This is a genomic window from Novosphingobium aromaticivorans DSM 12444, assembly GCF_000013325.1.
Taxonomy (GTDB): domain Bacteria; phylum Pseudomonadota; class Alphaproteobacteria; order Sphingomonadales; family Sphingomonadaceae; genus Novosphingobium; species Novosphingobium aromaticivorans.
In genome coordinates this window covers 2800794-2816347 of sequence record NC_007794.1, presented here as the reverse complement: position 1 = coordinate 2816347, position 15554 = coordinate 2800794, and the positions used below count along the sequence as shown (strand labels likewise).

The 15554-nt window shown below is 65.9% G+C and carries 12 protein-coding genes and 1 tRNA gene; 6 read left to right on the top strand and 7 right to left on the bottom strand.

Annotated features, from left to right (window positions below; translation table 11 throughout):
* Positions 1-4: 4 nt before the first annotated feature.
* The 4 genes from SARO_RS13130 (at position 5) to SARO_RS13115 (ending at position 6457) form a co-directional block, all read left to right on the top strand.
* Positions 5-1240 carry an MFS transporter gene (locus SARO_RS13130; RefSeq protein WP_011446246.1) on the top strand — a complete coding sequence of 412 codons (1236 nt, stop codon included), beginning with the start codon at positions 5-7 and terminating at the stop codon, positions 1238-1240.
* Between the two features lie 15 nt (positions 1241-1255).
* Positions 1256-2668 (top strand): NAD-dependent succinate-semialdehyde dehydrogenase, encoded by a 1413-nt coding sequence (locus SARO_RS13125; protein ID WP_011446245.1) that lies wholly within the window; start codon positions 1256-1258, stop codon positions 2666-2668.
* A complete protein-coding gene (gene gabT, locus SARO_RS13120; protein WP_011446244.1) occupies positions 2665-3966 on the top strand; it encodes a 4-aminobutyrate--2-oxoglutarate transaminase in 1302 nt (433 codons plus the stop codon). Before SARO_RS13125 ends, gabT begins: the two co-directional genes overlap by 4 nt.
* 133 nt (positions 3967-4099) lie before the next feature.
* On the top strand, positions 4100-6457 hold the full coding sequence (locus SARO_RS13115; RefSeq protein ID WP_234007361.1) for a TonB-dependent receptor: 2358 nt from the start codon (positions 4100-4102) through the stop codon (positions 6455-6457).
* Between the two features lie 24 nt (positions 6458-6481).
* Here SARO_RS13115 and SARO_RS21070 read toward each other — a convergent pair whose 3' ends face one another.
* The 3 genes from SARO_RS21070 to SARO_RS13100 form a co-directional block, all read right to left on the bottom strand.
* Complete coding sequence (locus SARO_RS21070) at positions 6482-7537, bottom strand: AraC family transcriptional regulator (RefSeq protein ID WP_011446242.1); 1056 nt, start codon at positions 7535-7537, stop codon at positions 6482-6484.
* A 65-nt stretch (positions 7538-7602) separates the two neighbouring features.
* A complete protein-coding gene (locus SARO_RS13105) occupies positions 7603-9021 on the bottom strand; it encodes an aldehyde dehydrogenase family protein (RefSeq protein WP_011446241.1) in 1419 nt (472 codons plus the stop codon).
* Between the two features lie 13 nt (positions 9022-9034).
* The gene (locus tag SARO_RS13100) at positions 9035-9925 is read right to left on the bottom strand and encodes a fumarylacetoacetate hydrolase family protein (protein ID WP_011446240.1); all 891 of its coding nucleotides are present in this window, start codon (positions 9923-9925) and stop codon (positions 9035-9037) included.
* Positions 9926-10069: 144 nt separating this feature from the next.
* Here SARO_RS13100 and SARO_RS13095 point away from each other — a divergent pair, with 144 nt between their 5' ends.
* Positions 10070-10870: an acetoacetate decarboxylase family protein gene (locus tag SARO_RS13095; protein ID WP_011446239.1), complete on the top strand. Its 801-nt coding sequence runs from the start codon at positions 10070-10072 to the stop codon at positions 10868-10870.
* Between the two features lie 64 nt (positions 10871-10934).
* Here the strand turns inward: SARO_RS13095 and SARO_RS13090 are convergent, their stop codons facing one another.
* The 3 genes from SARO_RS13090 to yghU all read right to left on the bottom strand — a co-directional run bounded on the left by SARO_RS13090 (position 10935) and on the right by yghU (position 12853).
* Positions 10935-11558 (bottom strand): hypothetical protein, encoded by a 624-nt coding sequence (locus SARO_RS13090; protein ID WP_011446238.1) that lies wholly within the window; start codon positions 11556-11558, stop codon positions 10935-10937.
* A 242-nt stretch (positions 11559-11800) separates the two neighbouring features.
* Positions 11801-11875, bottom strand: a tRNA-Gln gene (locus SARO_RS13085).
* 111 nt (positions 11876-11986) lie between these two features.
* Complete coding sequence (gene yghU / locus SARO_RS13080) at positions 11987-12853, bottom strand: glutathione-dependent disulfide-bond oxidoreductase (protein ID WP_011446237.1); 867 nt, start codon at positions 12851-12853, stop codon at positions 11987-11989.
* Positions 12854-12942: 89 nt separating this feature from the next.
* Between yghU and SARO_RS13075 the strand changes: the two genes are divergently transcribed.
* On the top strand, positions 12943-13995 hold the full coding sequence (locus SARO_RS13075; protein ID WP_011446236.1) for a DNA topoisomerase IB: 1053 nt from the start codon (positions 12943-12945) through the stop codon (positions 13993-13995).
* A 10-nt stretch (positions 13996-14005) separates the two neighbouring features.
* Here the strand turns inward: SARO_RS13075 and SARO_RS13070 are convergent, their stop codons facing one another.
* A complete protein-coding gene (locus SARO_RS13070; RefSeq protein WP_011446235.1) occupies positions 14006-15523 on the bottom strand; it encodes an acyl-CoA carboxylase subunit beta in 1518 nt (505 codons plus the stop codon).
* Between the last annotated feature and the right edge of the window lie 31 nt (positions 15524-15554).

The window sequence follows — 15554 nt, the reverse complement described above, 5'->3', positions numbered from 1 at the left end:
AGGAATGTCCGACCAGAGCAATTCAGATGCCATCCGGGCAGGCGCTATCCGGAGCGCGCCGTCGCCTGCCGACGTCAACGGCTGGCCCGCCGTCGCGAGTGCCATTCTCCTTGGCACGATCGGAGTGCTCTCGTTCATCATCCAGCCGGGGCTGGTGCAGGGCTATGTGACACATCTGGGCCTTGGCGAGGCCGCGGCGGTGGACCTTGCCGGCATCGAGATGCTGGGCGTCGCCCTTGCCACCATCGCGCTGGCCATGTTCGGCGGGCGGGTGGACTGGCGGCACGTGGTCCTTGCCGGTCTCGGCCTTGCCGTGGTGGGCAATGCCGGTTCAGCCGCGACGCAGGGCGCGCTCTTCGCGCTGTTCCGGTTCGTGTCGGGCCTTGGCGAAGGCACGATCATATCGATCAGTTTCACGTTCGTCGGCGTGACCCGCCGGACCGAGCGCAACGTGGCGCTCTATCTCGTGCTCCTGCTGACGTATGGCGCATTTACCCTGTGGCAGTTGCCGGCCATTCTCGACGCCATCGGCCTGCCGGGCCTGTTTGCCGCCTTCGCCGCGCTATCGGCCCTGGCGGTGGTGACGGTACCGCTTGTCCCAAGGGCCTATCACGCCCAGGAAATGGCCAATCCCGAAGCCCGCCAGCTTTCCCGCGTCCTACTGGCGGTCGCTCTGGCCGGGGTTCTTGCCTACAACCTTGCCCAGGGAATCGCATGGGCCGTTCTGTTCCTTGTCGGCATCGGAGCCGGGCTTGGCGAGCAGCAGGTGGCCGACAGCCTGTTCCTGTCGCAGGTCGTGGCGATTGCCGGCGCGCTGGCATCGGTGTTCCTCGCCGCCAGGCTGAACCGCAACGCCGCCATCGCTTTCGGCATACTGGTGGGCGCTGCCAGCATTGCCCTGCTTGAAGGCGCGCCTTCGGCGGCGTTCTTCACCGTGGGCGTGTGCGGCTTCAACTTCCTGTGGAACTTCGTCCTGCCCTTCATTCTCGGCCGCATCTGCGATTTCGATACGAGCGGGCGGATGATGTCGCTTGCCATCGCCATGCAGATGACCGGGCTGGGCGGAGGCCCCCTGCTGGCGGCGCGGCTGATCGACGGTAACGGCTACGGTCCGGTACTGACGCTCTGCATCGGCCTGTTCATCGCCAGCTTCCTGCTGCTGCAATTGCCCATGCGCAGGCACGGAGCGCTTCTTGCGTCCACCCCCGCTCCTGCGGCTGTCCTTTCAAACGCCATCTGAACAATCGGAAAATCAATGCTTTTTGCCACGCTTGCCGCGGGGGAGGGCCTCGACGTGCTCAACCCCGCCACCCAGCAGAGGATCGCCACCGTCAAGGCGTACTCTACCGAGGAGATTGCCCGGCTGATCGAAGCTGCCGATGCCGCGCGCGGCGCCTGGGCCGCGCGAACCGCCAAGGAGCGGTCGGTCGTCCTGCGGCGCTGGTACGACCTGGTCATGTCGCACCAGGAAGACCTTGCTGCGCTGGTGACCGCAGAAAGCGGCAAGCCGCTGGCCGAAGCGCGTGGCGAGGTGGCCTATGGCGCGGCCTTCATCGAGTGGTTCGCCGAGGAGGGCAAGCGCGCCTATGGCGACACCATCCCGACATTCGCCAATGGCAAGCGCGTGCTGACGATCCGTCAGGGCGTGGGCACGTGCGCGGCGATCACGCCGTGGAACTTCCCTGTCGCCATGATAACCCGCAAGGTGGCGCCCGCGCTGGCGGCCGGATGCGCGATGGTGGTCAAGCCTGCCGAAGCCACCCCGCTTTCGGCGCTGGCGCTGGAAACGCTGGCGCACGAGGCGGGCGTTCCGGCAGAAGTGTTCAGGGTCGTGCCGACGGATGACCCGGCCGGCGTCGGCACGCTGTTCTGCACGCATCCGCAGGTACGCAAGCTGAGCTTCACCGGATCGACCCGCGTGGGCCAGTTGCTGATGGAACAGGCGGCGGCGAACGTGACGCGTCTCAGCCTGGAACTCGGCGGCAATGCGCCTTTCATCGTGTTCGACGATGCCGATCTCGATGCGGCTGTGGATGGCCTGATGGCCTCGAAGTTCCGCAACGCAGGCCAGACATGCGTCTGCGCCAACCGCATTCTCGTGCAGGACAGCGTACACGATGCCTTCCTCGCCAAGGTGCAGGAGCGGGTTGCGGCGCTGGTCGTCGGCGATGGCGCGCAGCCGGGTACGACCATTGGCCCGCTCATCAACGAGGCTGCGGTGAAAAAGGTCGGGGCGCTGGTGGCGGATGCCTGCGAGGCCGGGGCAAGGGTGCTGGCCGGAGGCGGAAAGTCCCCGGTGGGCACCGGATTTTTCGAACCGACGATCCTTGCCGACGTAACGCCCGACATGGCCGTGGCTTCGGCGGAGATTTTCGGCCCGGTGGTGCCGGTCATCCGCTTTGCCGACGAACCGCAAGCGATCCGCATCGCCAACGACACGCCCTATGGCCTCGCCGCCTATTTCTATGCTCGCGACGTGGGCCGGATCTGGCGGGTGATGGAAGCGCTCGAATACGGGATGGTCGGCGTCAACGACGGCATCATTTCCACCGAAGTCGCGCCGTTCGGCGGGATCAAGCATTCGGGCCTGGGCCGCGAGGGATCGCGCCATGGCCTCGATGAATACCTCGAACTCAAATACTGCCTGATGGGAGGCATCGACCGATGACCACGAACGCCGAACTCTGGACCCGTCGCGAAGCCGCCGTGCCGCGCGGTGTCTCCTCGATGCACCAGCGCTTCTTCGCGCGGGGTGAAAATGCCGAGGCCTTCGATGCTGAAGGCAACCGCTACATCGATTTCGCCACCGGCATCGCGGTGTGCAACACCGGCCACGGGCATCCGCGCGTGCTTGCGGCGGTGCAGCGCCAGCTTGACGCGTTTTCGCACTGCTCGTTCCAGGTGACGCCTTACGAAAACTACATCGAGCTGGCCGAACGGCTGAATGCGATTGCTCCCATCGACGGACCGGTGAAGTCGATCTTCTTCACCACCGGTGCCGAGGCGCTGGAGAACGCTGTGAAGATCGCGCGTGCGCATACCGGGCGCCGCGGCATCATCACTTTCCAGGGCGGCTATCACGGTCGCACGCTGCTGACGCTGGCGATGACCGGCAAGGTCCTGCCCTACAAGGCGCGGTTCGGGCCGATGCCGGGCGATGTGTTCCATGCGCGCTTTCCCATCCCCTACCACGGCTTTTCCGAGGAAGAGGCGATTGCCGGGATCGAGGCGCTGTTTGCCTCGGCCATCGAACCTTCGGCGGTTGCGGCGATCGTGCTGGAACCGGTCCTGGGCGAGGGCGGGTTCTACACCGCGTCCTATGCCTTCTTCCGTGCCTTGCGGGAGATCTGCGACCGTCACGGCATTCTGCTGATCGCGGACGAGGTCCAGGCCGGTTTTGCCCGCACTGGCCGCATGTTCGCGATGGACTGGGTGCGCGAGGCCACCGGCGTGACGCCGGACCTGATGACCGTTGCCAAGGCGATGGCGGGGGGTTTCCCCATTTCGGGGGTGATGGGCCGGGCCGAGATCATGGACGCGCCCGATCCGGGCGGGCTTGGCGGCACCTATGGCGGATCGCCACTGGGCTGCGCGGCGGGGCTGGCGGTGCTCGACGTGATTGCCGACGAGGACTTGTGCGCACGTGCCGTCGCCATCGGGAACCGGATCAAGGCCCGCCTGCGCCGGATGCGCGACAATGGCATGACCGCCATCGGCGACGTGCGCGGGCCGGGCGCGATGATTGCGATGGAACTGGTCCACGATGGCGATCCGTCGCGGCCGAACCCGGATGCGACCCGTGCGCTGGTGCAGGAAGGCGCGCGCGAGGGCCTGTTGCTGCTGTCGTGCGGGCTGCGCGGGAACGTCGTGCGCTTCCTGCCGGCGCTGACCATGCCGGACGCCCTGCTCGACGAAGCGCTCGACAGGCTGGAGATTGCGCTGAACCGGGTGCTGGGCGGGCAGTGAGCGCCTGAATGGCCAGATAAGGCAAGCGGCGTGGTGGGGGCAGGCGCAACCTTCACGCCACAACAATAGCAATCCGGCCTCGTGTCTGCCCCCGCGGATGCGAAGGCACTGGGGGGAAATCATGAAGAATTGCGTGAAGTTCGCGTGCTCCGCTTCGTTGCTGGTCCTGGCGATGCAGTCTTCCGCCGTCGCGGCGCAGGACGTGCAAGGCAATGCCGGCGTTGCTGAAGAGACGACCCCGGTCTTCGGCGACATCGTGGTGACGGCCAACAAGCGCCAGGAAAACGCCCAGAAGGTTCCGATCGCGATCACCGCCTATTCGGGCGATCAGCTCAAGGCGCTGGGCGTTACCGATGCGACGCAGATCACCCAGCAGGTGCCAGGGCTCCAGCTCAACGCCTGGTCGCCGAACGTCACGATCTTCAACTTGCGCGGCATTTCGCAGAACAACTTCACCGACTACCTCGAGGCGCCGATCGCGGTCTATGTCGACGATGCCTATATGGGGTCGATCAACGGGCTTTCGGGGCAATTGTTCGACGTGCAGCGCGTCGAGGTGCTGCGCGGGCCGCAGGGGACGCTTTTCGGTCGCAATGCAACCGGCGGCCTGATCCATTACCTGTCGACCGACGCCAGCAAGGCGGAGTTCAACGGCTACCTCACGGCGAGCTACGAGCGCTTCGACCGGCGCGCGCTCGAAGGCGCGGTCGGTGGGGCGCTGGCGGACGGCATTCGCGCGCGCGTTGCCGGGCGCGTGGTCAAGGCCGACGGCTACATCAAGTCGGCCGCGGCATTGCCGGGCGTGTTCGAGGCCAACGGGCAGGATCTGGGCAGCGAGAACGGCTGGGCCCTGCGCGGCACGATCCAGGCCGATCTCGGCCCCGACGGCAAGCTTGACCTGTGGGTCAAGCACAGCGAGGACAACGACGTCGCGACCGGCGGTTATGTCTTCGACAACTGCAACCTGCAGGACAACGGTTACTGCGGCACCGACGCGGCGGGGCTGGGCAATGGCAGCGGCGGGGTCATCAACGGCATCACCGGCGAACCCGCCAGCCCCTTCCAGAACTTCAGCGACACGCCCGGTGTGTTCAACCGCAACACCAACATCTACCAGGGCAAGCTGACCTACGACCTGGGCGGGGTGAACCTGACCGCGATCACCAACTACACCGACCTCAGGAAGGATTACCAGGAAGACGGTGACGCCCTGCCGGTGGAAGTCATCGTGTTCCGCACGAATGCCCGCTACCGGCAGTTCAGCCAGGAACTGCGCCTGGCGGGCGAAAGCGAGCGCTTCCGTTGGCAGGCGGGCGCCTACTACCTCGACATGAAGATCAAGGGCGGCATGGACACGGTGGGCGCGCCGGCCATCGGCGCCGCGCTTGCGGCGGGCCTGCCCGGCGTCGCGCCGACGATTGCCGAGACCTACAATCTGCATTCGAAGAACTGGTCGGTGTTCGGCCAGGCGGAATACGACCTGTCCGACAAGCTCACCGTGATCGGCGGCTTGCGCTATTCCAAGGATACCAAGACGGTCGACTACCGGTCGGCAGTGGTGGAGGGCGCCGCCTCGTCGCTGATCGCCACGGACGAGACGTTTTCGGCCACGCTGCCCGGCGCGGACCGCATTTCGGACGGCGACATCGCCGCGCGCGTCACGCTGAACTACAAGCCCGCGGACGATACGCTGGTGTTTGCTTCGTGGAACCGCGGCATCAAGGGCGGCAACTTCACGCTGAACGGTTATGTCACCGCGCAAACCTTCCAGCATCGTCCGGAAACGCTCAATTCGTTCGAGGCGGGCGTGAAGTGGTCGAACCCCTCGCGTACGCTGCGCGTCAATGCCACGGCCTATCACTACATCTACAACGACTATCAGGCTTTTGCGCTGATCGGCGGCGTGCCGCAGGTCGGCAATAGCGACGCCAACGCGACGGGCTTCGAGCTGGAAACCTTCTTCCAGCCGACCGACCACCTGAATATCAACCTGGGCGCGACGTGGGAGCGTACCCATGTCGATACCGTCCAGACCGCCGGATCGCAGTTCCTGTCGGTTCTGGTGCCGGGAGCGTCGGTGCCCCAGTATTGCACCGACCAGAACGACGGCACCTATTTCTGCGACTACCCGACCAAGTCGGTCAGCGGCGCGCAGTTCCCCAACGCGCCGAAGTTGAGCCTGAACTATGTCCTGCGCTACAACGTCGATGCCTTTGGCGGCAATGTCGTCGCGCAGGTCGACGGCGTCTGGTACGACAAGCAGTTCCTCGAAGTCACCAATGGCCGGTCCTCGATCCAGCCGGCCTACAACGTGACCAACGCCTCGCTGAGCTGGACGTCCGACGACGATCGCCTTTCGGTGCAGGTGTTCGGCCGGAACGTCTTCGACAAGGCCTATCGCGCCTATGCGCTCAACCTCGGACCGCTCGGCACGACCTCGGTCTACGCCAAGCCCGCCACCTATGGCGTCAGCGCCACGGTCAAGTGGTAGGCTGTCGGGCCTCAGCCATACCGTTCACCCTGAACTGGCGCCGTCCTCTCCCACCGGGAGGGCGGCGCCATTTTGCAGGTGCCGGCGGTAGCGTCCCGGCGATTGGCCGAAATGGCGGCTGAAACTGCGGACAAAAGCGGCGCTTTCCGAATAGCCGAGCGCCAGGGCAATCGCGCTGATCTCGCGTCGGCTGTCGCGTAGCAGGCGCGCGGCTGCTTCCATGCGGTGTTCCGCGACAAGCGTCCGCCAGTTCGCGCCTTCCTGCGCCAACCGCCGGTGGAATGTCTGCAACGAGCATCCCAGCCGCCTTGCCGCGTCGCTTGCCGGCAGGTGCCGGTCGAGTGGCGTGGCGGCAACGATGGTGCGCACGCGATCCGCAAAGCTCGCCATCGCCGCTGCCGCCGGAGATTCGCGGCGGCGCAAGTGGTCCTCGATGATCGGATGCAGCGACGGACTGAGCACCTTGCCGCGAATTTCGAGGCAACCCCGGTCGAAGGACAGGGCGTTGGTTTCCTGTTCGAAGAAGACGTCGCAGCCGAAGAAGTCGGCGTAGCGGGCATAGTCGCCGACGCGCTCGTGCTCGAACCGCACTTCGCGAAATTCGATGGTGCCGCCGGTGAATTGCCGGGCAAGGCTGAACATTGCGCCGATCGAGTATTCGGCGTCCTGCCGCCGGGCGGTAAGGCGCTGATCCTGCACCATGTATTCGAACGTGGCCCAACGATCGCCGATGGTGAAGGTGTTGCGCGAAGCCTGCTGCATCAGCGCGAGATAGCGTGTGAAGCTGGTGAAGGCCGCACCCAGGTCGGGCGCGCTCAGGAACAGGAAGCTCAACGGCCCGAGGCTGTCCGAACCGGCCAGCCGCCCGGCATGAAGCCCGAAGTGGGGGTTGCGCACGAGGGTGGCCGCGCTCTCGAAAAAGGCGAGAAAGGCGGCCAGGGGAATGAGGCCTTCGGGATCGTCGAGCCGTTCCTGCGCGATGCCCAGTTCCTCCAGCAGCGGCGCGGCGCTACGGCCCGTAAGCTCGACGCAATTGGCCACGTGGCGCAGGAACGGCGCGGAGATAGTGGGCGCGGTCATCTCGGCGGCCAGACTAGGCCGTTCGGCCGCGCTGGCAAGACGCCCGTCGCGGCCATTACCTGGGCTCAGGCGCCGCCGTAGATGGACTTCACCTCGAGGAACTCCTCCAGGCCCCAGACGCCCCATTCGCGGCCGTTGCCCGACATCCGGTAGCCACCGAAAGGCGCTGCGCTGTCGAGCGACGCGCCGTTGACGTGGACCATCCCCGTCCGCATCCGCCGCGCCACGTTGCGCGCGGCGTCGGGGTCGCCCCAGACATATCCGGACAGGCCATAGGGGCTGTCGTTGGCGATCTCGATGGCCTCGTCGACGGTTTCGTAGGGGATGATGGCGAGTACCGGCCCGAACACTTCCTCGCGTGCAATGGTGGCGTCGGGGGCGACGTCCGTGAAAATGGTCGGCGCGACGAACAGGCCATGCTCAAGGCTCTTGGGCGGCTCCACGCCGCCGCACAGCAGCTGCGTGCCTTCGTGGCACGCCTGCTCGATCAGTGCGATGACACGGCGATACTGGGCCTCGTTGGCTACCGGGCCCATGTGGGGATTGTCTGTCGGCATGCCCACGACGATTGCCTCCGCCGCTTCCCTTGCCAGATGCTCGACGCGCGAGAGGGTGGTGCGCGGTACGAGCAGGCGCGTCGGAGCATTGCAGCTCTGCCCGGTGTTCAGCATGCAGCCGCGCACGCTGGCCGGGACGGCCTTTGCCAGATCGGCGTCCGGCAGCAGGATGTTCGCGCTCTTGCCGCCCAGTTCCAGCGCCACGCGCTTGATCGTCGGTGCGGCATTGGCTGCTATGGCGATCCCCGCGCGGGTCGATCCGGTGAAGCTGACCATGTCGACATCGGGATGCCCGGTCAGCGCATCGCCGATTCCGGGCCCCGTGCCATGCACAAGGTTGAACACGCCGTCCGGCAGGCCGGCCTCGTCGATGATCTCGGCCAGAATCGCGGCGTCGAGCGGTGCGACTTCGCTTGGCTTCAGGATCATGGTGCATCCGGCGGCAAGCGCTGGCGCAACCTTGGTCGCGATCTGGTTCATGGGCCAGTTCCACGGCGTTATGAGCACGCACACGCCAATGGCCTCGCGCTGGAGCAGGGTCGTGCCGAGCGGCGTTTCGAAGGCGTAGTCCTTCAGGACGCGGATCGTCTCTTCGAAATGCTGCGGCCCCGATCCCGCCTGCGCGCCGCGCGCAAGGCCCAGGGGCGCCCCCATTTCCGCCATGATCGCATCGCCGATCTCGTCGGCGCGGGCGATGAGCGCGGCATTGATCCGTTCGAGGACCGCAAGCCGATGCTCGCGGGTCGTGGCCGACCAGGCCGGAAACGCAGCCCTTGCAGCGGCAATGGCCGCCTCGGCATCGGCCGGTCCGCCAAGCGCGACCTGGCCTACAACCGACCGGTTCGCCGGATTGACGATGTCTGTCGTCACGCTCGTCGAAGGGGCGACCCATTCGCCGCCGATGTAGAACCGCGTTGCGTCGGCCACCGCGCTTTACTCCCTACTTTTTCTCGTTGAGCGCGGATTCGTAGAAGGCCGCACCCTGGCCGCCAGCCGCGCGGACGCCGCGGAATTCCCAGTCTCCGCCCATCGCGGTGGAAATCACCTCTTCGCTTTCGGTCGGCTGGGCGCCGCAATCGTCGCGGATTGGCGTGGGGCCGTGGACGATGGTGTTCGACAGCCGTCCAAGGCCGTCCACTTCGACCTCCACGACGTCGCCGATCTGCACCGGGCGGCTGTTGGCCGGCGTGCCTGAAAGCAGGACATCGCCCGGTTCCAGCGTGATGGTCCGTGCGATGTCGGCCACCAGGTAGTGCATGTCCCATTCCATGTTGCTGGTATTGTCCTCCTGCTTGAGAACGCCGTTCACATAGGTCCGGATCATCTTGTCGCGGAAGTCCCACCCGGTGACGAGGCCGGGGCCGATCGGACAGAGCGTGTCCGAGCCTTTCACGCGCAGCATCGAGCCGGCGTCGGTATCGCGGAAGTCGTGCAGGCCATAGTCGTTGGCGACCGAGTAGCCGAGGATGTAGTCGCCGGCTTCGGCGGGCGAGATGTTGCGGCAGGTCTTGCCGATGACGATGGCGATCTCGCCTTCGTAGTTCAGCCACTTGCACCGTTCGGGGCGCACGATGGCGCCCTTGTGGGTGTTGAGCGCGGTCAGCGGTTTCTGGAAATAGGTGGGCGCGGGCGGAAGCTTGGTGATGAACTCCTGCACCCGGCTGTGGTAGTTGAGATGGACGCAGATGATCTTGGACGGATTGCAGGGCGCAAGGTGCACCGCCTCGTCGACGCCGATGCTGCGTCCGTCCCTCGTCACCAGCTCGCCGCCCTGAAGGGTCGTGAGGATCGGGTAGCCATCAAGCAGGATGCGGCGGTATTCGGTGGTCATGGCGGGGCCTCTATCGGGATCGTGAAACGACTGGTCTGGCCGGCATCATAGGGCGGGGAAGGCGCGCAGGCTTTGGCCGTTGCGGCCAAGCTTCGCCACTGCCGGTCGCTAGAACGGGGCGACTGCAAATTCGCCGAGGATTCCATGACCGATCTGAAGGGCCTGTTCTACCCGCGCACCCCCACCGGCAAGGCCAGCATCGTGCCGCCGGTGCCGTGGCACTATTCGGGTGAACTCATCACGCTGGAATATCGCACGGACCCGGCCAAGGTCGCCGCGCTCCTGCCGGAAGGCTTCACTCTGGCCGACGAGGATCCCGGCGCCGTGGCGGCGATCTGGGCCGACTGGCAGTCAACCGGCGAGGATCCGGCGCAACTGCTCGACCCCATCCGCGTGCAGTACAAGGAGATGTTCATCGTCGTCCGCTGCAAGTTCCAGGGCAAGACCTACTCGCGCTGCGTCTACATCTGGGTCGACAAGGAGTTCGCGATGCTGCGCGGGCAGCACCAGGGCTATCCCAAGAAGCTGGGCTCGATCCACATGAGCCGTCCGGTCAATGTCGGCAAGGCCGGGCCGCGACTGGAGCCGGGCGGCACGTTCGGCGTGACCCTTGCGGCGTTCGACAGAAGGCTCGCCGAAGGCCGCTTCACCATCACTGAGGCCTGCGAACGTCCCGGCTTCGTCAACGGCCATCCCATGGCGCACAATCGCTGGATGCCCGCCATCGAGACCGACGGCAGCCAGAGCCTGAACGAAGTCGTCACGATGTCGAGCTACGACGTGGACTTCGGCCGCTGCTTCCGCGGCGATTTCGATCTCGACTATTTCGACAGCCCGGTCGAGGAACTGCTGGACATCGCCCCGCAGGAAAAGATCGCGGGATACTGGCACGAAGTCGGCGTCTCATGGCGCGCAGGTACGACACTCTGGCGCGATAACCTCTGAGGCGACAACTTCTGATGCGGCAGGTCCCTGTCCCTCCCCCGCACCGGGAGGGCATGGCCGCTGATCAGATGTACTGGTTGACCACCTGTCCGGCGGAACTGTCGCTTCGCTGCCCCGACGGCTGCGGGCCATAGGTTCCACGTCTGTCCGCTTCCGCTGCGCGCAAGCTGTCGAGGAAGGCCTCAAGCAGTGCGAGCTTGTCGGTTTCGGTGCTAGATTCGGAAGTCGATCTGGCCGAATCCGAAGCGCTGGACGAGGAGGTCGACGTTGCGGCGGATTCGGCGAGCGCGGAAACGAGCGACTCTTCCGAACTGGCTGTGGTGGCGTCGCTCGACACAGCCATGGGTGGAGGAGGAGGGCCGCCCGGACCACCCGGGCCGGCAGCGAAGAGCATCTGAAGTTCGCTGGCCTGTTCGTCTGTGAGCGTGCCATTGTCGACCTGTTCGTCGATCAGGCTATCCACGCGCGACTTCATTTCCGAGGGATCGAGCGGGTTCTGGCCCGAGGACGTTGAAGACGAGGACTTGAGCGCCGTGTCGATATTGTCGAGCGCGGTTTCGATTGCGGTCGCATCGACTTCCGATAGCGCGCCCGCCGCCACCGCGGCATCGATCCTGCCATCCATGTCTTCCCGAGGGGATCGGGGTGGTGCCCCGAACGACGACATGCTTACGTTACTGAGGTTCATTTCAAGACTCCTGACAATTGCCGGAGCCTGTCTCGTCGCACGCCAAGCCTTTTTCGTGGTTTCCCGGGCGCTAGCATGGTTACTTATGTGTCAACCATTTCTGCCCGTGCTGGCCAGCGCTTCCCGGCCGCCCCCTTGCGGTCCGCGCCTTTTCGCATGGGGGGCCATGGGTAGGGGCGGAAAGGGGTGCGGAAGATGCCCGGGGATCATCGCGGGCTAACTCTTGCCCCAAGGATTTCCGCTGGCTGGGGCGGCAGGATTCGAACCTGCGAATGCCGGTACCAAAAACCGGTGCCTTACCACTTGGCGACGCCCCAGCAGGAGGCGCGCTTATAGCGCGGGAAACGGCGTTGAAAAGGGGTGACCTGAACGACACCTAAAGTGACACGAGGGTCCCCAAGGTGTCGTTCGCCGGTCTCGAGGCGGGTTCAGAAGCCCTTGACGATCGCTTGCAACGATTCCGGCGGGAGGGCGTCGAAATCGCTCGCGTCGTGACGCTCTGCCAGGCCCTTGCTGGAGTTCACCAACCGCCCCCGCAGCACCCCCGGCCTCGCGTCGATCTCGCCGACCCAGCGGCCGACGTGTTCGTATTCGTGCATCGACAGGAAGGTCGCCGCCTCGCCGTAGGCTTCGCCGCGGTAGATGTTGCCGAACCAGGTGTAGGTGGCAAGGTCGGCGATCGTGTATTCGTCCCCCGCAAGATAGCGGCTTTCCGCGAGGCGACGGTTGGCCACGTCGAAAAGGCGCTTGGTTTCCATGGCATAGCGATCGATCGCGTACTCGATCTTGATCGGGGCGTAGTTGTAGAAGTGGCCGAAGCCGCCGCCGATGAACGGGGCGGAGCCGACCTGCCAGAACAGCCAGGATAGGCACTCGGCGCGGGCGGGGCCGGAAGTTGGCAGGAAAACGCCAAACTTTTCAGCAAGGTGCATCAGAATGGCGCCGGATTCGAAGACGCGGAACGGTTCAGGGCCCGAGCGGTCGACCATGGCCGGGATCTTGGAGTTCGGATTGATGTCGACGAAGCCGCTGGTGAACTGGTCGCCTTCGAAGATCTTGATCAGCCAGGCGTCGTACTCGGCCTCGGAAAAGCCCAGCTGGAGCAGTTCTTCCAGCATGATCGTGGCCTTCTGCCCGTTGGGCGTGCCGAGCGAATAGACCTGGAAAGGATGCTTGCCGACCGGCAGTTCGCGCTCGCTCGTCGGGCCGGCGACTGGGCGGTTGACGCTGGCGAAGGCGCCGCCGTTGGCCTTGTCCCACTTCCAGACCTTCGGGGGAACGTACTCTGAGGACATCGCCTGCTCCTTGGGGATATTGTTAGTGTTGCACACTATATTGAAGCGTTGGGCACGGAACCGCAAGGGCTTCCGGTCCGTTCGCGTGGATGATGGACAGCAAAGCTCTTTCCCGGCCTCGCGGCAAGTCCCGTCTGGTCCCCCGTCTGGTCCACGCGGACGACAGCCTGCCCGGCGTGACCCGCCGTCGCAGCGGCAGGGGCTGGGCCTATTTCGATGCCGAGGGGCGGCGCATCACCGACCGCGACGAGATCGACCGGCTGAACGCGATCGCGCTGCCGCCAGCCTATCGCGACGCCTGGTTCTGCCCGGCGCCCAACGGCCATATCCTGGCGACTGGCATCGATGCCAAGGGGCGCAAGCAGTACCGTTATCACCCCGATTTCCGTGCCGAGCGCGAGGGCGAGAAGTTCGACCGTTGCGCCGCATTCGGCCGCCGTTTGCCGCTGGTGAGGGCGCGGGTCGGCGAAGAGCTGGCCTCGCGCCAGCTCAGCCGCGAGCGCTGCATCGCCAGCATCGTGCGCCTGCTCGATACCGGGGCGATCCGCATCGGCAACGAGGCTTATGTCCGGGAGAACAGGAGCTTCGGCGCGACGACGCTGAGAATGCGCCACGTGCAAGTGCAGGGGCAGGTCCTGCGCCTGCGCTTTCGCGCCAAGTCCGGCAAGGAGCGCGAGATGCGGCTGACCGACCGCAGCCTGGTGCGTTTCGTGCGCAAGATGCAGGACCTGCCGGGACAGAACCTGTTCCAGTACGTCAACGAGGATGGCGATCCGTGTCCGGTCGGTTCGGCCGAGGTCAACGAATGGCTGCGCGAGGTAATGGGCGAAGACTTCACCGCCAAGCACTTCCGCACATGGCGGGCGAGCGTGCTGGCATTTGCGCTGCTGGCGGGGGCGCAGGGGCGGGTGCCGCTGAAGGACCTGCTGGCGCACGTTTCCGACCACCTCGGCAATACCCCGGCCATCGCGCGCAAGAGCTATGTCCACCCCGCAGTCATCGCGCTTGTCGAGCGGCAGGAGGAATGGCGGCGCACCTTGCGCCTGCCGCGCGCGACGCGCTGGCTTTCACGCCATGAACGCGGGCTGATCGAGCTTCTGGAGGAAGCGCCGGCGGCGGCTGAACTGCTGTCGGCGGGGTGACGTCGGTGCCTCAGGGTAGCGTGCGCCAGGCGAGATTGGCGAATTCGCACAGCAGTGGGCGGGTGTCGCGGGGATCGACGATGTCTTCCACGCCGAAACGCTCTGCCGTGCGGAAGGGGGAGCGGACGCGGTTGAGCCGGTCGCGGATAGCCCCGAGATGGGCGGCGGGGTCTTCGGCAGCCTCGATCTCGGACTTGTAGGCGACCTCGATGCCGCCTTCGATGGGCAGGCTTCCCCAGTCGCCGGATGGCCAGGCAAAGCGGTACTGGAATGCCTCTGCATTGCTCATCGCGCTGCCGGCAATGCCATAGGCGCGGCGAACGATCACCGAGCAAAGCGGCACGGTGGCCTTGTAGATTGCGTTCATCGCCTGCACGCCATAGCGGATCGTGCCTGTGCTTTCGGCGGTGTGGCCGATCATGAAGCCCGGGTTGTCGACCATGTGGACCAGCGGCAGGCGGAACTGGTCGGCCAGCTTGACGAAGCGCTCCGCCTTTTCGCTGCTGCGCGCATCCCATGAGCCACCGAGGTAGCTGGGGTCGCTGGCGAGGACGGCAACGGGCCAGCCGTCCAGCCGCGCAAATGCGGTGATGACGGCGCGGCCCCAGAGCCGGCCCATCTCGAACAGGCTGCCCTTGTCGACCACCGCGTCGAGCAGGCGGCGCATCGAATAGACCTGCTTGGCTTCGCGCGGGACGAGGTCGATCAGGAAGTCCTCGCGGCGGTCCGTCGGGTCTGCTGCGACAGTGCGTGGCGCCGCGCCGCCCACGTGGCTTGGCAGATAGGAGAGGAAGCGCCGGGCGCGGGCGAAGGCTTCGGCCTCGTTGGCGACTTCCTCGTCGACCACGCCGTTGCGGGTGTGGATGGCGCTGCCGCCGAGCCCTTCCTTGTCGCGGTCCTCGCCAATGGCGGCGACGACGGCGGGGCCTGCGGCGAAGAGCTGCGAGAGGCCCTTGACCATGATCGAATAGTGGCTGGCGACGACGCGCGCCGCGCCGAGCCCGGCGGTGGGGCCGAGCGACAGGGCGACAACTGGGACGGTGTCGAGGTTCCTGACGACATCGCCCCAGCCTGGCGTTGCGGGAACATAGGTGGCCCCGATATCCTCGAGCGTCCGCACCGAGCCGCCGCCGCCGGTCCCGTCGATCATCCGGATGAGCGGGATCTTCAGGGTGTGCGCCATCTGTTCGCACTGGATGAACTTGCGGGCAATGGCGGCATCGGCCGCGCCGCCGCGCACGGTGAAGTCGTCGGCCGAGGCGACGACCGGCCGGCCTTCGACGTTGGCGCGGCCGAAGATGAGGTTGGAGGGGGCAAGGTCGAGCAGTTCGCCGTCGGGGCCGTAACGGCCCTTGCCGGCGATCTTGCCGATCTCGCGGAAGCTGCCGGCATCGACGACCCCGGCAATGCGGGCACGGGCGTCAAGCTTGCCGCGCGCGTGCTGGCGCGCGACCTTTTCGGCACCGCCCATCTGCTCCGCCATGGCCTCGCGGCGGCGCAGTTCCTCGATTTCGGGTTCCCAGGTCAAGCTTGTGCCTCTCCGTTTATCGGTAGGCAGT